This window comes from Bacillus cereus group sp. TH152-1LC (assembly GCF_027710505.1).
Classification (GTDB): Bacteria; Bacillota; Bacilli; order Bacillales; family Bacillaceae_G; genus Bacillus_A; species Bacillus_A mobilis.
Window position 1 is genome coordinate 37,569 of sequence record NZ_JAQFNK010000001.1, and the last position, 19,519, is coordinate 57,087.

Below are 19,519 nucleotides of genomic sequence, written 5' to 3' on the forward strand. Positions count from 1 at the left end.
AGCCCTTTTTATTTAATTATTTTCCTCGAAAGTAATTTTAATTCCATAAAATGTAGCTGCTACATCATATGAGAATTGGATTAACATATTATCAAATGCTTCTTTCGCTCGAATTTGATATTCACGGAATGGGTCGGTTTGGCTATATGCATACAAATGAATCCCTTGGCGAATATCATCTAATTGGTCAAGATGTCTTTCCCACAGTTTATCCAATGCACCAACCATAATATTTCTTGAAATATCATTTAAAACATCCGATGGAACTGAATTCTCTACTTCATTGAAGCGGTTCATAGAAATATTTTTATAAAAATCAACCAATTCTTCTTTTGTATCTATTTGATTACTGTCAGGCATTTCAAATTCTTGATTTAGTAATGATTGTAAAGATTGGTGAATGTGATTAAAATCCCATTCTTCTGGAACATTCGCATCTGTAATAATGCTATTAATAGTATTATTACTACTTTTTTCAATTAAATCGAGCAAAGTTTCTTTAACTTCTTTTTTCTGCAAAAGGTTGGTTCTTTCTTGATAAACTAATTTTCTTTGAAGACTTAAAATATCATCATATTTTAACAAGCGTTTTCTGACTTCGTAATTAGAGCCTTCTAATTGTTTTTGTGCATTCGCAAATAATTTTGTAAGAATTGAACTACTGATTCCGCCTTCTTCATAAAGATTGAACCTCTCCATCATTGCTTTTGCTTTGTCTGCTCCAAATCTTATCATTAGTTCATCTTCTAAAGAAACAAAAAATTGTGATTCACCTGGGTCTCCTTGTCTACCAGAACGACCTCTCAACTGATTGTCCACCCTACGATTTTCATTTTTACTTGTTCCTAGAACAAAGAGACCACCTAATTCTTGAACACCTTCACCCAGTTTTATGTCTGTACCACGCCCTGCCATGTTAGTAGCAATGGTAACAGCTCCTTTTTGACCAGCATTCGATATAATGTCTGCTTCTTTTTCATGATTTTTTGCATTTAACACAACATGTGGAATATTTACTTTACTAAAAGCATGGCTCATTTCCTCAGACTCTTGGATAGTTGTCGTACCAACTAAAACAGGTTGCCCTTTTGCATGTAATTCTAAAACTTTTTTTGCAATGGATTCAATTTTTTCTTGTTTTGTAGGGAAAATTAAATCATCGTTGTCTTTTCTCATGATTGGTCTATTTGTTGGAATCACAATTGTGTTCATTTTATAAACTTGTTTCAATTCTTCTTTTTCTGTTTCGGCAGTCCCTGTCATACCTGATATCTTTTTATATAATCTAAAATAATTCTGGTATGTAATAGTTGCCTTAGTTGTAGTTTCTTCTTGCATTTTGACTTTTTCTTTTACTTCTATGGCTTGATGTAAGTTATTACTAAATCTTCTTCCTTTAGAAAGTCTTCCTGTGAATTCATCAATAATATGAACCTCTCCATTGGAAATAATATAATCTTTATCTTTTTTCATGATTACGTTCGCTTTTAATGACTGATTTAAAAAGTGCGTTAATCTAGATTTATCAGGTGCATATAGATTATCTATGTGGAAAAACTGCTCAGTTTTAGTAATTCCCTCTTCTGTTAAGTAAACTTGTTGTGTTTCTTCGTCTACTTCGAAATGGATACCTTTTTTCATCATTTTAACTAATGCATCTGTGTTTAGAAGTAAGTCTGATGTTTCAGAAGATGGTCCAGATATTACTAGTGGTGTTCTTGATTCATCAATTAAAATTGAATCTACTTCATCTATAATTGCAAAATCTAATGAACCTTGAACTTTGTCTTCGTAACTTCTAACCATGTTGTCTCGTAGGTAGTCAAAACCAAATTCATTATTTGTACCAAAAATGATAGATGCTTTATAAGCTTCTTTTTTCTCGTCATACGACATTTCTGAATGAATGTAAGAGCTAGTGATTCCTAAATATGAAAACAAAGGAGACAATTCTTCATAATCACGTCTTGCTAGATATTCGTTTACAGTAACGATGTGAATGGAATTCCCACCTAAAGCATTTAAATACGCAGATAACGTTCCCACTAATGTTTTACCTTCACCAGTCTTCATCTCACTAACTTTTCCTTCGTGTAACACGATACCGCCCATTAATTGAACATCATAATGCGTTTTAAGTAGCACTCTCTTTGAGGCTTCTTTTACCAGCGCAAAAGCCTCCGGCAAAATATCATTTAACGTTTTTCCATTTTGGAATTGCTCCATAAATGATTTTGTTTGTTGTTGGATTTCTTCATCAGAAAGCTGCGAATAATTGATTTGATTAATTTTTTTTACGATTTTTCGTAATCTTTTAATCTGTCGCTCGTTATAATTTGAAAACAATTTAAACATGGTGTTCCCCACTTTCTATAATGTCTACTATTCAATTTCTACAAAATAAAAGAAAATCATTTTTTCAATGATTTTCTATTTAGAGTTTTCTAAGGATGCACACTTATCAGGTGTGATGCTTCCGATTGTTTGGCACCCTTTTAACACCTTTACGTTTTTACTTGATTCATCTAAGCCAGCCGTTTGATGCTGTACCATATTTGTTCCTATCCCTGGATTGTCAGGAGTACCAACAAAAGCTTGTCTAAGAGATGGACCTAAAGCAAAGATAACTGCACCAATAACCGCAGTTATCAATACTGATTCGATTACCGAAAGACCTTGTTCGTTTCTAATAAATTTTTTAAAGACCTTCACACACTCTTCCCCCTTTCCATTCCCATGTGTTTGTCTTATTATAGTTCGTTTTCTGGATTTGTCAAAAAAGCAAAATATTTTATTATAGTAATTCAGAAAAAAACATTGTTTTTTTTATTTTATACACTCTTTTTCAGGAATTTATAAAACTATTTGCAAATTAGGTCTTATATTATGAATTTATAAATGAATGCCTTGAGTTCTGATTTATAAATTGAAAACAAATAGAAAAGTACGAACAAAGTACGAAAGGGTGTTTATATTGAAGCATGAAACGAGGGTAATGATTAGGAAGAGAGCTATGAAGTACATGGAAATAGCTTTAGAAAATCAACATTCTATCCCTTTGTCTAATAATTCTTACGTAGATGGATTTGGTGAATTTGTGACTAGAACAGTAGCCAAAGAAGGTAATGAATATATCCTTTATAAAATGGATAAGAATAATCCAGGTGATTATCAAAGAAAAAAAATTACAAAGCAAGAGTCTTTAAAAGAAATCGCAAAATATATCGGGACTTTTTCTAAACAAAACTTAATAGACGAATTGGAATATTGGAAGGAATGTGTGCATTTCTTACAAGAAGAAAATGACATAACATTTATTAATTCTTATCTTTCTAATACAGTAATGAATTAAGTAGGATTAGAGGATACTATCATGATAGATAAATCTTTTTCAGAAAACCTAATACACGAATCAGAATTGTTAAATCAAGGTTATCAATTTATCGCTGGGGTAGATGAAGTTGGAAGAGGATGTTTTGCGGGACCGGTAGTAGCTGCTGCGGTGATTATGGACCCTTTTATAAGAATACCCTATCTTACAGATAGTAAGAAAATACCTAAATCCAAACACAATTTAATTCTCCAGGAAGTTAAAAAACATATTGTTGCTTGTAATATTGCTGTTGTAGATGCTCCAACTATTGATGATATAAACATTAGACAAGCGACACTAAAAGCTATGAAACTTGCGGTAGATGGTTTAAAAATAAATCCTGATTATGTTTTAGTTGATGGTTCCGATTTGATTACAAATCTGGATATACCTCAAAAAAATGTAATTCAAGGCGATTATTACTCCCATACGATTTCAGCAGCTTCACTGATAGCAAAAACCTATCGTGATAAGTTAATGGCTGAATATGATGAATCATTTGGAAATAAATACGAGTGGGGGAAAAATGCAGGATACCCTACTCTTAAACATATAGAATTAGTAAAAAAACATGGTTTGACTCCTTATCATAGAAAATCGTGGAAAACGATGGAAAAAATATAAAGAAAAACGCCTAAATATAAAATTTAGGCGTTTTTTGCTTTTTTGGATGTTTTAATTTCTATAAAGAATTGTTCTTCATTTATCTTGAAATATTCTAAAGCCTCATGCAAAGTAAGCTCTTCAATATAAGGTCTATCATCTTTTAATGCCAATTTCATTAAAGATTCTTCAACATAGAAGGAAGCGTTTCGATAAGTTCTATCATTAATAAATGTTAATAAGCTTATTAAATGTTCATCGTTATAAATTTTTCGCATTACCTCGTACATTTCTTTATCTAAGGATTTACTAAGAAGAATAAGCTGATGCAATGTGCTTTTCTTTTCTTCGAAATTATCTGTTATGGTAGTATCCTCAATATACTCTTCTAATAATGAAGTAGATTCTTGGTGCATAGAGAGAAATTTTTCTGTTAAAAATGAATCTTTTCTTTCATGTTGTTTTTCTTGATAAACATATTCGGCTGCTTTTTTAGGACAAACAAGATGATTTTCCCAACCATCATTGGTCATTTTATAAAATAGTTCTTCAATTTTATATTTTAAAGATAAATCGATTAAATGTTTTCTTAATAATTCATTGACCATTTGTTGTTCTGTTGTAATTAATTGCGCTGCGTGTTCTACGTTATTATTTTCCATATCCCTCTCCCCTTTTAAAGTTTTGGATTTAATTGGTTTTATTACCGTGTATATACACAGTATAACTCTCTTATATAATCTTCCGCAACGAATATACCTAATAATAAATGAAAATGAAAAAAAGCGCGGGATTTCGCGCTTTAAATGAAATAATGTGTAACAATAAAATGTCCTGCATATATAGATTGTCCTAAAAAAACCACTCCCCATATAATTGCTGGGATAAATGTTGCTTGCGCGAGGCTTGTAGCATCGCCTGCTTCTTTTCTTTTTGTGATACTTAATACAAAGATAACAAAAGCAGTTTTTATAGATTCTACTAATACAATAGAACAAAGAAAAATACTAGCATGTTGAATCAACTGTAAATCGTTTTGATATATGAGAATCCCTAAAATAACAATGAATCCCAAAGACCAAACTAAACCAAAAAGATTTGTATTTCCTTTATATAAACTAAATTTAAAAAGAGAAATAAATGAATCTTTTAAGAATGCAATGAAGTTTTTAGTCCACACGAGTAGACCAACAATTGCGAAGCAAATAAAAACATAAATGATATATTCGTATTTTCCTTTATTTAAAAGATAAAATAACGCAATTGCCGTGATTGACGAACCAGTATATCCTCCATAAGATACCAATATTCTAGCTAGTCTTGAACTTGTGCTTGTTGTTGCCAACCCTGAAGTATCATGATGTAAAGAAATTGCGTGTGCTTTTCCGCCAGTAGCCCAAGCGCATATACAATGAAATACTTCATGAATTAATGTATTAGCTAAAGCTATATATTTTCCTATTTCCAGAAGAATATTTGATAGCAAGACAAAGCCTAGATTTCTCCTAATCAATAAATTACCTACATTCGGTAAAACAACAGTAAGAACCAAAGTAACTACTAAATAAAAATAAATAAGATTTAATTTTTCCATTTCAGCATCTCCTATAACTTTTTTTATATAGATTATACACACTTTACCCAACTTGAAATAAAAAAAGAGAAACTTATTTTTTTCAGTATGTAAATCTGTATAATGGGACTGTAAAATTCCAAAAATCCCTTTTTCGATTAAAAGTTTTACATAAAAATTGAAAAAGTTATGTAGCGAAGCGCTCCTTATGTGAATTGGTAGGCAAATTACATATTGTATTTTGACGTAAAAGTTTTCCGTTGAGTGCCCCGTCCACCCCGGCAACGATTAACCATCGTTGTGTCGTCCGTTAGAAGGACTTTGCAATCCTTCCAGATGATAAATGACCGTCCCAGTCGCGAAAGCGAGGCAGGATGAGGTGTGTTCTTATGGTAAGACTTCCGGTAAAGCTGGACCTGGACGGAATGGGAAAAGGGAAACCCTATTCTCAGCACCTCATAATCGTACTCAACCGAAGCATCAAAGTATAAAGTTTGAATTGTAGACGAAATCTTTTTGAAAAGATTTTTTGTATTTTGAGTGCCCAAGGCAGTATTTTGCCCTCTATAAGGGGGCAGAGTGTCTCCCCTCTCCCTTCGCACCAAATAACAATTCTCTTGGTTATTCAATAACAAACTTAATTACCTGTTTCTAATAGAATTATAAAAATGCCATTCTTATACTAATAATTAATTACTTTTATAAGAATCCTAGAAAACAAAAAATATTCATGTGTATATTCGACTCAGATATTCAATGTATTATGTAATAGTTTAAAAAAGTCCCCTCCATCAACGATGAATGAGGACAATTGAAATAAATATATACAACAAAAATGATTAGCTTATAATTCCTTCTCTATTATTTCCAACAAATGTGATATTTCATTTGTCTTTTGTTGCAAGTCAATTAATAAATGATTTGCATCTGATGTTTTCCCTTTGCTAAGGATGTATTTGATTTTTTCTTCTAAATGATATAATTCAAGATGTTCTTCTTCTAGTTTTTTAAATGCATAAGAAATTGCCAATTTTGGATTCTTCTTAGCGCGAGAATACCAAACCCAGAATCTACTTTCGTTATCACTTAATTTTTCATCCTCATCAAATTTATGAAACCCTAAAATCGCATTATAAATCCACCATTGATGAACCATTTCTTCGGTTTTAACAATATTCAAATAGTGTTTATGCCTTAAATCTGGTATTAAATCAATTGTATTTCGTCTTAGGTTCTCTATTTCTTTACTTACTTTATAGATAGACTCTCCTGTATCTTTTGCTAGTTCTCTTACTTTTGCTGAATAATGTATAACATCTTCCAAGAAATTTTTAACTTTTTGAGTAGAAACAAATTGTTCATCTAAAATATCTGTCATATTTTTAGCAAAATTACCAACTTCTCTTGTTTGTTTAATAATATCATCTAAGGTTGAAATGGCTTTTTGAGCTCTATGGGTTTTCTCTTCTAATTCTTCGAATAAATCTTCTGTATTTCTATCCACTTTACGTGTGTCTTCTTCAACATTTTTAATTACCTTTACGATGTTTTCTACTGATTCTGTCGTTTGTTCAGATAAAGACCTAATTTCATCAGCAATAACAGAAAAACCCTTTCCATCTTCCCCGGCTCTTGATGCTTCAATGCTTGCATTTATAGCAAGGAGCGTAGTTTGTTCAGAAATGTTTTTAATAAATTCAATAATAGATGTGATATTACGAATATCAGTTACTAAGTCATTGATATTCGCTTTTGTGCGTGCAAAACCTTGGTTAAGTGAAACAATATCATTTAAAGATATTTCAATTTCTTGCTGACCTGATGAAATGTCTTCCAATAATTTATGTGTATTAGTTGAAACACTTTTTACCGAACTTAAAATACTCGTAACGGAAGCTGATAATTCTTCGGTTGCTGAGGCAACATTATCTGTCTGTTCTGTAGTTACATCAATTGAATCAAATAACAAGTTAGTCTTATTGACATTCATAATAGAATCCATAATTTTATTAATGTTCTTAATGATTTCCAAGTTTGTAATTTCTGATTTGAATTTATCAATTAATCTATAATCAAATAAAACTAATTTTATTAAAGATAAAATTGACTCTGTAGATTTATCAGTATTGTAAGAATGATTTTTAATGATTTCAGGAATTAAAACTTCTAAAATCCTTAAGTGAGACGATAAATGTAAATCTTCATCTAAATTAGCATCTCCATAGGATAGACCTATCTGTTTTCGTGTCGAAAAGAAATCTTTATTTATATCTACATTTTTTAAAGATTTAATGTAGGCTTCGAAATTCTTTATAATAATTTCTTTCTCTTCTTTGGTATTTTTATTATTTCTATCGAGAAGTAATTGATGTTTGTGAAGAATTTCATCATATAGTAAATCATTTTCCATTTCCTCTTTTACATTATCCAAATCTTTTTGTATTATTTGAAATGCTGTTAATCTTTCCTTTGTCGTATCGATTGTATTGATATCTGTTTCCTGTATGTTGTTTTTATGTACTAAATGTGCTTTTTTTTTCATAAAATCGAACCTCCTCAATGAAAAAACAATCCTTTTAATTAGGATTGCTTTTTTTTAGGTATTCGTCTTTGGTTTCTAATCTCTTTTATTTCTCTCTAAACCCGATGTTTTTACTAGTTCTATTTGTAAATTTTCTAAAACAGTTTTCAGTTCGCTAGTAATTTTCTTCTGATGCATAAAATGAACAGAAGATTCTTCTAAATATGTTTGTGTTTTTTTAGTAGAATCAATAATATCATCAAGACGTTTTAAACTATTGTTTAATTCAGATGTTGATGTACTTAGGTTCTGTGCGTTTACTTCTTCCTGAATGCTTAATTTTTTCAAATAAGCATTGATGGATTCGCTAAGATTTTTTGATTTGGATTTCTTAGAAAGAACTTCTTCCACTTTTCTTTCTATATTCTTGTTTCCTTCTTTGATATTTAATGATGAACGCTCAATTGTTGAAATTTCCGTTGTTATATTTTGCAAAATAGAAAGCACATCAATTTGAAGGTTCTTGATTTCTTTTGCAATTACAGAAAAACGTTTACCAGATTCCCCTGCCTTAGATGCTTCGATAGCTGCATTTAAAGAAAGTAAATTTATTTGATTAGATATGCCTCTTATTAATTCAATGAGTGCATAAATAGTAGAAGTAGAATCCATGAGATGGTTAAGGTCTTCGTTATTTAGTTCATTTAGATTAATGATATATTCAGCATTCTTAGTCTCTTCTATATAAAGTGTAACTTGTCTATTAGATTCGTTTTGGAAAGAAATAATATTGTTTTGAACACTTGCAAAATCGTCTCTCAAATTTGAAATTGTACTAAGGAGACTTTTCATTAAATGATAAACTTCTTCCTCGAATTTCCTACTAATGTCCGTTTCGTTTTTCGTTTCTTTCAATAATTTTTCAAAGAAAACCTTAGATTTTTCTAAGTTATAAATAAATTGATGAAATTGGTATACAATCTCTGATGTTCTTTCTTTCGAGAAATACAAGTTGTGTAAATCTGTAGATAGTTTAGTTGTCTTCAAAGATAACACATTAGTGTCAAGTTCAGTTGCTCTATTAACCTTTTCTATCTTATGGAACAAATAAATAGAGATTAACGTAGAAATAATAAATCCAAAAAAGTTAACTAAAGCATTCTCTTTAAATAAAACCACTTCTTTTAGATTTGGAAAATGAATGAAATAAACCATCACTAAAAATTGGTATATAGTATTTAAAATTACACCTGTATAAAATACTTTCTTATTAAACGATATAAGATACATATAAGGAAAAACAAGTGTTAAATAATAAATAATCATTTGGTCCGTATGATAAAAATATACAATATATAAAAAGTTGACCGAAATTACACAAGCCAATATTTTGTAATATATCATTTCATTTTTTTTAAATTCGGTAAAAAGAAAATAGTTCATAGAAAACAATAAAATATAAATAATAGGAACAATGATTTGTTTGGTTGCAAACAAAAATTGTAGAGCTGAAAGAAACATTATAGTTATTGCAAAAAACATCGGTATGTTTATCCTTTTTTTAATTTCACTTATTAGTTTCAATTATGTCACCTCCAATTTCGAATAAAGGAGTTATTCTCTTATGATAACGTCAATGAATGATAGAACATAAGAAAAAACAGCTACCATAGGTAGCTGCTTTTAATTAAAGTATTTAGAGATTCCTCTTGTAATTGCTTCCGCTGCTTTGTTTCTGTAATTAGAATCCGCCATGATACTAGCATCACTAGGATTAGAAATAAAACCTAACTCAAGTAATGTACTTGGTTTATGGTTATACTTGATTACTTGGAAATTCGCATCGTGCACACCTCTATTAGGCATACTAGAAGCTGTAAGTAACTCATTCAAAATACTAGTTGCTAAAGCATTACTTTTGTTCCTTAAACCAGAATCAGAGTGATTGTGGTAATACGTTTCTACGCCTCTTCCGCTTGTAGAATCAGCAGAGTTTATATGTATGCTAACAAAGATTTGAGCATTTGAATTATTAGAAATGCTTGTTCTTCCGCTAAGAGTGATGAATGTATCATCGCCTCTTGTTAAAATAACATTAGCTCCGTTGTTTTCTAATTTAGATTTCACTCTCTTTACCATATCTAGAGTTATATCTTTTTCATATAATCTATTTCCTACAGCACCGCTATCTTTCCCGCCGTGCCCTGCATCAAGAACGATTGTTTTTCCTTTTAAACTTGCATAATTAACACTGCTACCGTTATTGCCGCTATTACCAGTATTGCTATTTGCTGAAACTTTTTCGACATATGCAGAGCTTACATATGCGTCTTTGTTGTTGTACTTAATCTGCATCCAACCATTATCTACAGTTTTAACATATTGTACTTCTTGACCATTAGAGACCTTTCCAACAATTGTCCCTGCTGTAGAAGGCTGATTTCTCACATTTAATGAATCAGCTGTAACAACATATTTATATTGCGTTTGTGGCTGTGATGTTGATGGTTTGTCATAAGAAATATAATTCATTGAAACATAACCAATACCATTGTTGTAATTGATTTTACCCATATTATTAGTTACAGATAAAATAGTTACTGCTTTTCCTTGCGTTACAGCGCCAATCACTGAGCTTGTTGTGTTAGCTGCTTGACGTACATTTAGGCTATCTGCTGTTACATAGCCAACTTTACCTGTTTCTACAGGTGGTTGTGGTGTTGATGGTTGGTTATAAGAAATATAACTCATTGAAACATAACCAATGCCATTGTTGTAATTGATTTTACCCATATTATTAGTTACAGATAAAATAGTTACTGTTTTCCCTTGTACTAAAGAACCAATCACTGAGCTTGTTGTGTTAGCCGCTTGACGTACATTTAATTTGTCTGCTGTTACATAGCCAACTTTACCTGTTTCTACAGGTGGCTTTGGTGTTGACGGTTGGTTATAAGAAATATAATTCATTGAAACATAACCAATGCCATTGTTGTAATTAATTTTACCCATATTATTAGTTACAGATAAAATAGTTACTGCTTTTCCTTGCGTTAAAGCACCAATCACTGAACTTGTTGTGTTAGCTGCTTGACGTACATTTAAGCTGTCTGCTGTTACATAACCAACTTTACCTGTTTCTGATATAGTTGCAGAACTAGTTTCTTTCATATAAGGCAAATAAACATAATGATTTTTATTATTGCGAATGAAATAGCCCCAGTTCCCTGATTGTGAAACAACAGTCACCTTTTCTCCATAACTTAAAGTGGTAAGAATCTTGAAATCTGTCCCTGCTCCCGCTCTAACATTTAGAGTTGAAACCGTGGGTGTCATTATTTTCTGTACGCTTCCGGTAGGTTTATTGGATAATGTTATATATTGTGATGATACATAACCATTACGAGAATTATAGTTAATCTCCATCCATTCACCAACTGTCTTATTTACCGTTACAGTAGCTTTGTTATTTAGTTTTCCAATTATTTTTGAACTTATCGAAGGTTTCTCTCTAACATTTAATGCAGAGGCTGTGACCGTCCCTTGCGAAGCGGCTTGAACATTGATAAGATTCAAAGAAAAACTCGACATAAATATAACGGCTATAAGAAGTGCGGAAACTACTTTCCTAGATATGCCATTTAACATGACAATACATCACCTCTTTCAATAAAAAAGAAAGCTCCTTACTAAAATTGTGTCAATAACTAGTTTTCCCTTCTTATAATTACATAGATTTAAAGAAAAATTAACGATTAGACACACGCCCCCTTCCAAAACTATTCTTTTGGAATGAGTGTATATTCTTGATTTAGAGTTTTGTATTGTTTATACTCACTTTATAGATAAGACAATATTTGGTTATACTTTTTAAGTGAGGAGCTCTAAATGATGCTTATATTGGCTGGTTTTACACTAATAACACTAAGCTTTATATTAGGTTTTGCCCTTCAAGGTATATGCTTATGGATTGATGGAAAAAACAAATACAAGTCCCCTCAAATTAGTGAGTTGCTGCCTTGGATGATAAAAATGTGGTATTGGAGATTTAGAATTTTATTTTTATCCCTTTTTAAAAGAAAAGAAAAGCAATATGTAAAAGAGATGAAAAAAGTGTTATCTCATGGTTTGTTAGAAAGAAATTTATTCAATGCTTTGATGGAAGAAAGAAATCCTAAAAATATACGACACATTATAGAAGTCGTTTTTCATTCAATGGAGAAAAACAGAAGAAAGAAATTATTAAATCAAACATTTAAATTTAGAAACTTTTTCTTTATAAAAAATATATATATTGAACATGGATATGGGAGTGGTAATAATCTAGTACATTATGTAGAACTTTTTGTTTTGTATAATCGATATTTGGGTGGCGAATATATGCCTCCTGGTGAAGCGGCATTAGCTGCAAAATTGTTTGGATTTGATGATGAAGAAAACGTTACGAATTTTGAAAATTCTATAATCCAAAAAAATAAGAATTTACGTAATCAATGGAAAGAAATGAAAAAAGAAACTCAATTTAAACAGTTTCAGGAAAAAAACCCACATAAAGAAGGTGTAAACGTACAATGAAAATATTACTCTATGTAAGTTTCGTATATATGATTGTCCATTTAAGTAAATGGGCATTTAAAAAAGGAGAGAAAACTAGAATTAACTGGGAGGAATCTATTTCTCCGCAATTAGAGAAAACTACTCTCGGAAGATTGAACCGAAGTATGTATCGTATGAAAATTTCTATCCTATCTCTATTTAAAGAGAAATATAAGTTGATTCAAGTGGAATTAAACAAACCATATAAAGACCTTTTCGAAGAAAAATTGATAGATTTAATGGTTGAAAAACGTTATGTACAAGAAATTAGAGAAGAAATAAATCAAATTCTTTTTTATAAAGAAGTAACAGAATATCAAAGATTCAACTTTGAAGATTCTATTCAAAAGTCTCAAAGATTACAGTTTTTTGAAATAAAAGAGACTTTGAGTGAAGTAGCGAATAAAAATCTGTTAAGAATTGTGCAGAAAATGTACATGCAAAATATGTTGATGAGAGAAGAAAGAGAAATTTGGAAAAACATTCTTGAAAACAACGAATTGCTTGATAGTTTAGGAAATGATACCGGCGTAGATTTAGTGATTCAACATGAGACAGAACAACAACGAGTTATTGAGAATGAAGATAAACCTGTTGAAATTGTAACTAGAACTATAAATACAGCAGAAACAAAAAGATTTTAAACTCCTTCATTGAAGGGGTTTTATTTTTTGTTTTAGAAGAAAAGAGCCAGCCCCTTAATGCTAAAGGGCTGGTGTGAAAGTTCGTTTCAATATTTATCTGAATAAATGCGTTAGTCTACTTTCTATTAAGCGTTGAGCAAGATTACAATTTCGACTTTCTGATGTATCATTTTTGATTCCTCTTGCAACAGCATCTACTTGACCCATTAGCAAAAGTTTCTGTTTAGCTCTTGTTATGCCGGTATAAATAAGTTTTCGTTGCAACATGTTCGAAAATACATAATGGATTGGGAAAATGACAATTGCAGATTCTGACCCTTGCATCTTATGTACAGACAAAGCAAATGCTAAATCTAATTCAAATAATTCATCACCTGCATATGTGCATTCCTTAGAATTTGAAAATTCTACAGTTACAATTTTATTAATAATAGAAATTATTTTACCGGTTTCTCCATTATACACTTTTTTATCGTTGTTATTCACAGTATGTATGACCTTATCCCCTATATAAAAATCTTTATCTCCTACTGATATCTTTTTTCTTTTTGATTTTTCATTCAATAATTTTTGGATTTTATAATTTAATTCCATAGTACCTATAGGACTCTTGTGCATAGGCGTAACAATTTGTATATCTTTATAAAAATCCAAATTTGGTTTGTTGTATAAGATATCAACTGTTTTCACAATGATATTGGATAATTCGTTTACATTATTATTTTCAATAAAGGTAAAGTCATCTGTTTTTTTATATAGAATTGGGGAAACGTCACTATTTCCTTCTCTAATAGCAGTTGCTAAATCGAGAATATTACTGTCTGAACCTTGGCGATAAACTCTTGATAAACGGAAACTACGAAATTCTTCACTGTTTAACAGTTCTGTTAAAACATTTCCTGGTCCTATTGCGGGAAGCTGGTCATTGTCACCAACGATGATAACCTTACAATTTTCTTTTGCTGCATTTAAAATATGTGAAAATAAAATTGTATCGTTCATGCTTGATTCATCAATAATAAGGCAATCGCAATCTAATGGGTTATCTTGATGAAAAGTAGGTGTCTTAAATATAGGATGCAAATTTAAAATAGAATGAATAGTTCTAGCTTCTTTTCCTGTGACTTCTTTCATTCTTTCTGCTGCTTTCCCTGTTGGTGCACATAAGCATATGCGATAATAATCTGGGTCGGTAATTTTTTTATCTTTATTTTTCATTGTTTCTAATAAACGTATGATTTTTCTTAGTAAGGTTGTTTTACCGGTTCCAGCTGCGCCGCTAATGATGGTTAAGGGATATAAAAGAGCTTCCTCGATTACGGTTAATTGTTCATCAGAGTATACAATAGAGTCTTTCGATAATGTGTTCATGAGTTCTTTTATTTCGACTAAGTTTTCTTGATTTCCATCATTTAATCTATACAAATCTTGACTAAGTTGTAATTCAGCTTGAAAGTATCTATATCCATAAATATGTAATTCTACATCGCAATAAATTCGTTTTTGTTCCTCAAGAATCAATTCATGCTTTTTAAATGTATCTAAGGAAATATTTATCTTTAATAAACGATTTAATTTAGAAAGCAGTTCTTCTCGTGGCAAATAAATATGAGAGTATTTTGAAACAGCTTCATCTAACAAAAAACAGATTCCTTCATGAATTCTCAAATCACCATTAAAAGAAGTTCCATTATTTAATGCAATGTTATCTATTAGTTGGAAATTTAAATCGAAAGGAAAAATTAATTGATAAGGATTGGATTTTAAAGCAAGTGGTGTAATCTTAAATTCTGAAAAAGCAACCTTTGCTGAAACATCATTCGGAAATCCCATATTAACCATTGATTCCATTACCAAAAGTTTATTCTGAATATCATCCAACCTTAGTCTTGCTTTTATAATATCCTCTTTATATTCATCGAAGTAAGGTTCCCCTAACTTTTCAATTATGTATTTTTTATCTTTATATTTCGTTATGTATTCTGTTCCAATTTTATCAACAATGGTTGAAGCAAGCTTTAAATCCATATTAATAAAATCATTTATCAAAAAATAATATAGTTGATGATTTGTTGAAGGCAATTCTATTGAATAGCTTTCAACACGGTATTGTTCTCTTTTGTTTCTACCAATCTCTTTTTTTCCAAAAAATTCAATAGTAATTCCTTCGTTTATAACAGGAAAATACCCTATTAAGGTTTCATTGACCCCATCTACTCTAGCTAATAAAATACTGTAATGATTTTTTAAATTCCTAAAAATCACTTTGGTAACTTTTGCTTCGAATTGTTTTATGTTCATCCCTATTCCCTCACTTCTTCCCTATCCTATCATTTTTTATTTTGTTTTTTTTGATTTCAACGAATAAATTATTTGTTTTGAAAAAGAAAAAGACCATTAATTTATCTACTAATGGTCTTTTTCTTTTTAGTATTTATAAGTTTCAAAAGCATCTGCATTTTTTTCTAAACGGTTCTTTGTTGTAAAGTGAATCGCTAAAAACTTTGTTTTATATTCAGGACTTAACTTAACCCATTCTTTTGTAACTTCTTGAACGTGTGTCATATTTTTTTCATCATTACAAATAAAGCCTATGTTCTTTTTGTGGTTCATTCTTTCTAATACTTCGAAATACTCTTCTTTTTGTAATCCTGACTCCACTAAAGTCATATAGTAATGTTTCTTATTTTTTTCCAATTCAATGTTATTGTTATCCACTTTTATAATATTGAATTTGTGATTTGGTAATTGTTTTTGAACGAATGCCAAGAAGCCTTCTGAGTTAGAGAATTGCTTAGTTTTGTTAGCATTATTATTAAAAGCTTCGCTAGAAGGAACTTGTTTCGTTTCTTCTGTGTTTGAATTTAGTGATGGTACGACAAATGGTTCTGTATTTGTTCTCAGCATTTCCATGTTTCGATTATATTCTTGGATAGAATGTTCAATTTCATTAAAATCAACATTAAATCTAATTTGTTCAAGTAATGTTTTCAAATAAACAACAGCTGCTTGGGATTCATCGAATCGATTGTGGAACATGAATTCAGATACACCTTGGGTTGCTTCGTCTTTAACTTGTTGTTCGATGCTTTCAAATGTTTGCTTTAATTCATCAAAAGCTTTTCTATAAGAATCAATAATTTCTTGGTTCAAAATCAGCACTCCTTCTATCTCTATGCATTTTTCTTTATGTATTCTTTGAAAGAAATGTTGAAAAACCTTCTTATTACATACCGTTCTTATCTATGTAAAACTATCCCTTTTCTTTTACATAGATAAATTCTTTAGATAAATCTCTATAATCTTCCAATATTTTTTCACAAATAATAAAAATGGTGTATTATGTGCAAAAACTTAAATGACAAAAAACAATTTATTTTGAAGGAGGTAGAGAAGTTGTTACAGTATTCAATTAATGAAAATCATTTAGAAACCATTAGAAATCACAGAGATGTTATTTCATTACTTATGAAACACAGTTTTGAATCATTTGTATTTTCCGTAAGAACAGGTGAATTTAATTATGCAATTGCTAGGGAGCTTGGTTTTGATAAAAACACAGCAGATAAATATTTCTTAAGCGGTTTATATCATGATGTAGGTAAATTAGGGATGTCAAAATTTATGATAGACTATCCAGCAAGATATACTGAAGAAATGAGAGAAGAAATGAAAAAACATACTGGTGGTGGTAGTTTGTTATTAGAAAAGACAAACGCTGATATTCTTCTTATTGAAACCGCTCGTTATCACCATTGTAACTATGACGGTTCTGGATATTTAGAATCTATAAAAAAAGAAGAAATTCCTTTTCACGCACGTTTAACAAGAGTTTCTGATTCTGCCGATGCTTATTTATCTAGTAGAAGTTATAAACCTGGTTATTCTGTTAGTGGATTGTACGATGACTTACAACAGTTTTCTGAAACTTGGTATGACCCAAATATTCTTAAAGCTTTAAAAAATGTTCACGATAAAATAATTGCGCAATCTTTAAAATCTCCTGAATCTATGACCCAAGATGAATATATGTATTTTATGAAGAAAATCTATGGTGTAGATGAAACGGTAGAACAACACTTATTTGACGTAATTAGGAATGCTTAGCTGTTTTGAGCATTCCATTGTTTTTTCTGCATTTCAATTTTTAAAAATTCTACAATTAATTATGAGGAGGTAAATTTTCTTGGAAAAAATGTTGGTTAAAATTTATAAAACAGCTACAAAAATGTCCATTATGGATATTATGGATGCATTAGATTTTCATAGAAAAAATGATAAAAACGAAGTGGTATATCGAGGGAACTTACAATTTATTATTAATGAATACGGTAGTTCTAAAAATCAAGAAACAGCTTATCTAACCAAAGCTGGGGCTAAGCAATTGTTTTATGCAATTGTAAATCATCACTTCCCTAAAATTTATGCAAATGGATATTCAGAATATGGTGGTTCAAATAAAAATGGAGTAGTACGTTCACGAATCTTATCAGTGGACTATGAACAAGAAAAACACCGATTTAAGTTTCAAATCGATGAAGGTCCAGGAAGAATGGATGGTAATGGTAGTATTAAAATGATAAAAAAAGAAAAATCAGTAAGAACATATGTAGCTTATGATGATGCAATAAAAATGGGACATGAAGTTCTTGATTATATTAAACAAGCAGAATTTGCAGCGATTATGCGCGGAAAACCATTTTACACTCTTATTCCTGATTATAGAAACAATCGTAAACAAGATGGAAATCATGTATCTAATGAAGAATATATCCACAATCATGACTCTTTTTCACAAGAAGAGCCTAGTCAATACATAATTAAAATTGGAAATTTAGCAGGAAAACCTATTGCAGAAATGGATACTAATACTCTAGAAGCATTAGTGGCTAAAATTAATCCTGACTCTCCTGAATTAGCTGAATTACTTGAAGAAGCAAAGAAAGAGTTGGCTAGAAGATATTAAAAAGGGCGAAACGTCGCTCTTTTTATTTTTTTAGCATAACTCTAAAAAATCCCCCACCTCAAGTCATGTATATGAATAGGTGGAGGATAAATTTTCAGTAGGTGGAACCTACTTTTTTTCTGTTCCTTTACGAATTAGCTCTAAAATAGCAGCTGTTCTTGTGGGAAGACCATTTTCTTCTTGATATATATCCAACTTTTCTATAATAGAAACTGGCATTTGAATTTCTACTCGTTCTTTTGGAATCTTTTTAACTTTCTTCATTTTTATCACCTCACACTTGATTATACGGTATTTTTACGGTATTATCAATATACAAATACAGAGAAAAAGAGAAAAAAGAGGAAAACAAGGAGGAAATTATGTTAGTCATTTTAGCAACAATCATAGCTGGAATTTGGTATATTTTTGACTTACCTAATGCTGCAATGGTGGAATTAGTTTGTGTTTTGTTAATAGTATTTTATGCATTAGCAAAAAGAATTATAGGGAGTGTACTGTTCTTTATAGGTTCCATCTTCTTATTCTTATGGGCACTTTCAAATTCTCTTCTTTATGGAATTGTAGCATTCTTTGGTGTGGTCATGGCGGCAGGTTGGTTGTTGGCTGCATCGAGCTCTGATGGAATTAATACAAGTGATGATGATAACTTTAGAAATGAAAGAAGTAGAAAACCTAAAAGAAAAACAAGTGATGATGGATATTTTGATTATGAAGAAAGGTCTAATCGTAAAAATTCTGGAATTGCCTATACAAACACGAAAAAACAGAGTGGTATTACTGAAGAAGAGTACCGAAAAAAACAAGCGGAAGACGATGCTTACTTTTATAGAAGGCATGGCGGCTATCGACATAAGGTGGAGGAAGCTGATGATATTTTAGGACGTAGCCAACGAGAAAGAGACTATGAAGATGAAAAGTATGAAACTCGTTGTAGAGGATGTAATGAACCTGAGAGTCATTGTAGATGCTGCGATAACTGTGACCAATATCCGTGTCGCTGTTGTCGAGAATGTGGAGAAGCGAATTGTCGTTGTTGTAGAAAATGTAACAGTTATCCGTGCGAATGCTGTGATGAATGTGGAGAAGCGAATTGTCGTTGCTGTAGACGATGCGACTCGTATCCATGTGAATGCTGTGATGAGTGTGGTCAATCGGGAAGATATTGTAAGTGTTGTCGTTATTGCAACAGTTATCCATGTAGATGTAATTAATAAGAAAAGAACACCGTCCATTATGATTG

General features: G+C 30.8%; 17 protein-coding genes. 7 read left to right on the top strand and 10 right to left on the bottom strand.

The features are described 5' to 3' along the window. Window positions 1–12 precede the first annotated feature (12 nt). Together secA and PDL00_RS00200 are read right to left on the bottom strand one after the other, a co-directional pair. Window positions 13–2,355, bottom strand: coding sequence for a preprotein translocase subunit SecA (secA, locus tag PDL00_RS00195; protein WP_270725222.1), 2,343 nt, complete (start codon window positions 2,353–2,355; stop codon window positions 13–15). Between the two features lie 75 nt (window positions 2,356–2,430). Further along, window positions 2,431–2,712: a Flp family type IVb pilin gene (locus PDL00_RS00200; protein ID WP_098005970.1), complete on the bottom strand. Its 282-nt coding sequence runs from the start codon at window positions 2,710–2,712 to the stop codon at window positions 2,431–2,433. A 301-nt stretch (window positions 2,713–3,013) separates the two neighbouring features. Between PDL00_RS00200 and PDL00_RS00205 the strand changes: the two genes are divergently transcribed. Both PDL00_RS00205 and PDL00_RS00210 read left to right on the top strand, forming a co-directional pair. Next, the gene (locus tag PDL00_RS00205; RefSeq protein WP_098517014.1) at window positions 3,014–3,352 is read left to right on the top strand and encodes a hypothetical protein; all 339 of its coding nucleotides are present in this window, start codon (window positions 3,014–3,016) and stop codon (window positions 3,350–3,352) included. A 21-nt stretch (window positions 3,353–3,373) separates the two neighbouring features. Next, entirely contained in the window at window positions 3,374–3,997 is a 624-nt protein-coding gene (locus PDL00_RS00210; protein ID WP_270725228.1) for a ribonuclease HII, read from the top strand. A gap of 23 nt (window positions 3,998–4,020) precedes the next feature. Here PDL00_RS00210 and PDL00_RS00215 read toward each other — a convergent pair whose 3' ends face one another. From PDL00_RS00215 to PDL00_RS00235, 5 genes are all read right to left on the bottom strand, one after another. After that, a complete protein-coding gene (locus PDL00_RS00215; protein WP_270725230.1) occupies window positions 4,021–4,638 on the bottom strand; it encodes a hypothetical protein in 618 nt (205 codons plus the stop codon). Between the two features lie 140 nt (window positions 4,639–4,778). After that, a complete protein-coding gene (locus PDL00_RS00220) occupies window positions 4,779–5,570 on the bottom strand; it encodes a M50 family metallopeptidase (RefSeq protein WP_270725231.1) in 792 nt (263 codons plus the stop codon). Between the two features lie 823 nt (window positions 5,571–6,393). Beyond that, entirely contained in the window at window positions 6,394–8,091 is a 1,698-nt protein-coding gene (locus tag PDL00_RS00225) for a methyl-accepting chemotaxis protein (RefSeq protein ID WP_270725234.1), read from the bottom strand. 75 nt (window positions 8,092–8,166) lie between these two features. Continuing rightward, the gene (locus tag PDL00_RS00230; RefSeq protein ID WP_270725236.1) at window positions 8,167–9,654 is read right to left on the bottom strand and encodes a methyl-accepting chemotaxis protein; all 1,488 of its coding nucleotides are present in this window, start codon (window positions 9,652–9,654) and stop codon (window positions 8,167–8,169) included. Between the two features lie 99 nt (window positions 9,655–9,753). Next, on the bottom strand, window positions 9,754–11,718 hold the full coding sequence (locus tag PDL00_RS00235) for an SH3 domain-containing protein (RefSeq protein WP_270725238.1): 1,965 nt from the start codon (window positions 11,716–11,718) through the stop codon (window positions 9,754–9,756). 240 nt (window positions 11,719–11,958) lie between these two features. On the opposite strand from PDL00_RS00235, the gene PDL00_RS00240 reads away from it, so the two are divergent. Next, entirely contained in the window at window positions 11,959–12,645 is a 687-nt protein-coding gene (locus PDL00_RS00240) for a hypothetical protein (protein ID WP_270725240.1), read from the top strand. After that, window positions 12,642–13,310, top strand: a complete 669-nt coding sequence (locus tag PDL00_RS00245; protein WP_270725242.1) for a hypothetical protein — start codon at window positions 12,642–12,644, stop codon at window positions 13,308–13,310. Before PDL00_RS00240 ends, PDL00_RS00245 begins: the two co-directional genes overlap by 4 nt. Window positions 13,311–13,403: 93 nt before the next feature. Here the strand turns inward: PDL00_RS00245 and recD2 are convergent, their stop codons facing one another. Both recD2 and PDL00_RS00255 read right to left on the bottom strand, forming a co-directional pair. Further along, window positions 13,404–15,611, bottom strand: coding sequence for an SF1B family DNA helicase RecD2 (gene recD2 / locus PDL00_RS00250; RefSeq protein ID WP_270725244.1), 2,208 nt, complete (start codon window positions 15,609–15,611; stop codon window positions 13,404–13,406). Between the two features lie 126 nt (window positions 15,612–15,737). Further along, complete coding sequence (locus tag PDL00_RS00255) at window positions 15,738–16,463, bottom strand: hypothetical protein (protein ID WP_270725247.1); 726 nt, start codon at window positions 16,461–16,463, stop codon at window positions 15,738–15,740. 243 nt (window positions 16,464–16,706) lie between these two features. Between PDL00_RS00255 and PDL00_RS00260 the strand changes: the two genes are divergently transcribed. Both PDL00_RS00260 and PDL00_RS00265 read left to right on the top strand, forming a co-directional pair. Next, a complete protein-coding gene (locus tag PDL00_RS00260; RefSeq protein WP_170953086.1) occupies window positions 16,707–17,417 on the top strand; it encodes an HD-GYP domain-containing protein in 711 nt (236 codons plus the stop codon). A 79-nt stretch (window positions 17,418–17,496) separates the two neighbouring features. Further along, on the top strand, window positions 17,497–18,276 hold the full coding sequence (locus tag PDL00_RS00265; protein WP_098517585.1) for a hypothetical protein: 780 nt from the start codon (window positions 17,497–17,499) through the stop codon (window positions 18,274–18,276). A gap of 108 nt (window positions 18,277–18,384) precedes the next feature. On the opposite strand, the gene PDL00_RS00270 is transcribed toward PDL00_RS00265, so the two are convergent. Then, entirely contained in the window at window positions 18,385–18,540 is a 156-nt protein-coding gene (locus PDL00_RS00270; protein ID WP_270725252.1) for a hypothetical protein, read from the bottom strand. A gap of 98 nt (window positions 18,541–18,638) precedes the next feature. On the opposite strand from PDL00_RS00270, the gene PDL00_RS00275 reads away from it, so the two are divergent. Continuing rightward, the gene (locus PDL00_RS00275; RefSeq protein ID WP_270725254.1) at window positions 18,639–19,490 is read left to right on the top strand and encodes a hypothetical protein; all 852 of its coding nucleotides are present in this window, start codon (window positions 18,639–18,641) and stop codon (window positions 19,488–19,490) included. Window positions 19,491–19,519: the final 29 nt, after the last annotated feature.

Coding starts and splice junctions, on each gene's coding strand:
- PDL00_RS00225 (WP_270725234.1), bottom strand. CDS start 8,091: ATGAAAAAAAAAGCACATTTAGTACATAAAAACAACATACAGGAAACA.
- recD2 (WP_270725244.1), bottom strand. CDS start 15,611: ATGAACATAAAACAATTCGAAGCAAAAGTTACCAAAGTGATTTTTAGG.
- PDL00_RS00270 (WP_270725252.1), bottom strand. CDS start 18,540: ATGAAGAAAGTTAAAAAGATTCCAAAAGAACGAGTAGAAATTCAAATG.
- PDL00_RS00275 (WP_270725254.1), top strand. CDS start 18,639: ATGTTAGTCATTTTAGCAACAATCATAGCTGGAATTTGGTATATTTTT.
- secA (WP_270725222.1), bottom strand. CDS start 2,355: ATGTTTAAATTGTTTTCAAATTATAACGAGCGACAGATTAAAAGATTA.
- PDL00_RS00235 (WP_270725238.1), bottom strand. CDS start 11,718: ATGTTAAATGGCATATCTAGGAAAGTAGTTTCCGCACTTCTTATAGCC.
- PDL00_RS00210 (WP_270725228.1), top strand. CDS start 3,374: ATGATAGATAAATCTTTTTCAGAAAACCTAATACACGAATCAGAATTG.
- PDL00_RS00215 (WP_270725230.1), bottom strand. CDS start 4,638: ATGGAAAATAATAACGTAGAACACGCAGCGCAATTAATTACAACAGAA.
- PDL00_RS00205 (WP_098517014.1), top strand. CDS start 3,014: ATGAAGTACATGGAAATAGCTTTAGAAAATCAACATTCTATCCCTTTG.
- PDL00_RS00220 (WP_270725231.1), bottom strand. CDS start 5,570: ATGGAAAAATTAAATCTTATTTATTTTTATTTAGTAGTTACTTTGGTT.
- PDL00_RS00245 (WP_270725242.1), top strand. CDS start 12,642: ATGAAAATATTACTCTATGTAAGTTTCGTATATATGATTGTCCATTTA.
- PDL00_RS00240 (WP_270725240.1), top strand. CDS start 11,959: ATGATGCTTATATTGGCTGGTTTTACACTAATAACACTAAGCTTTATA.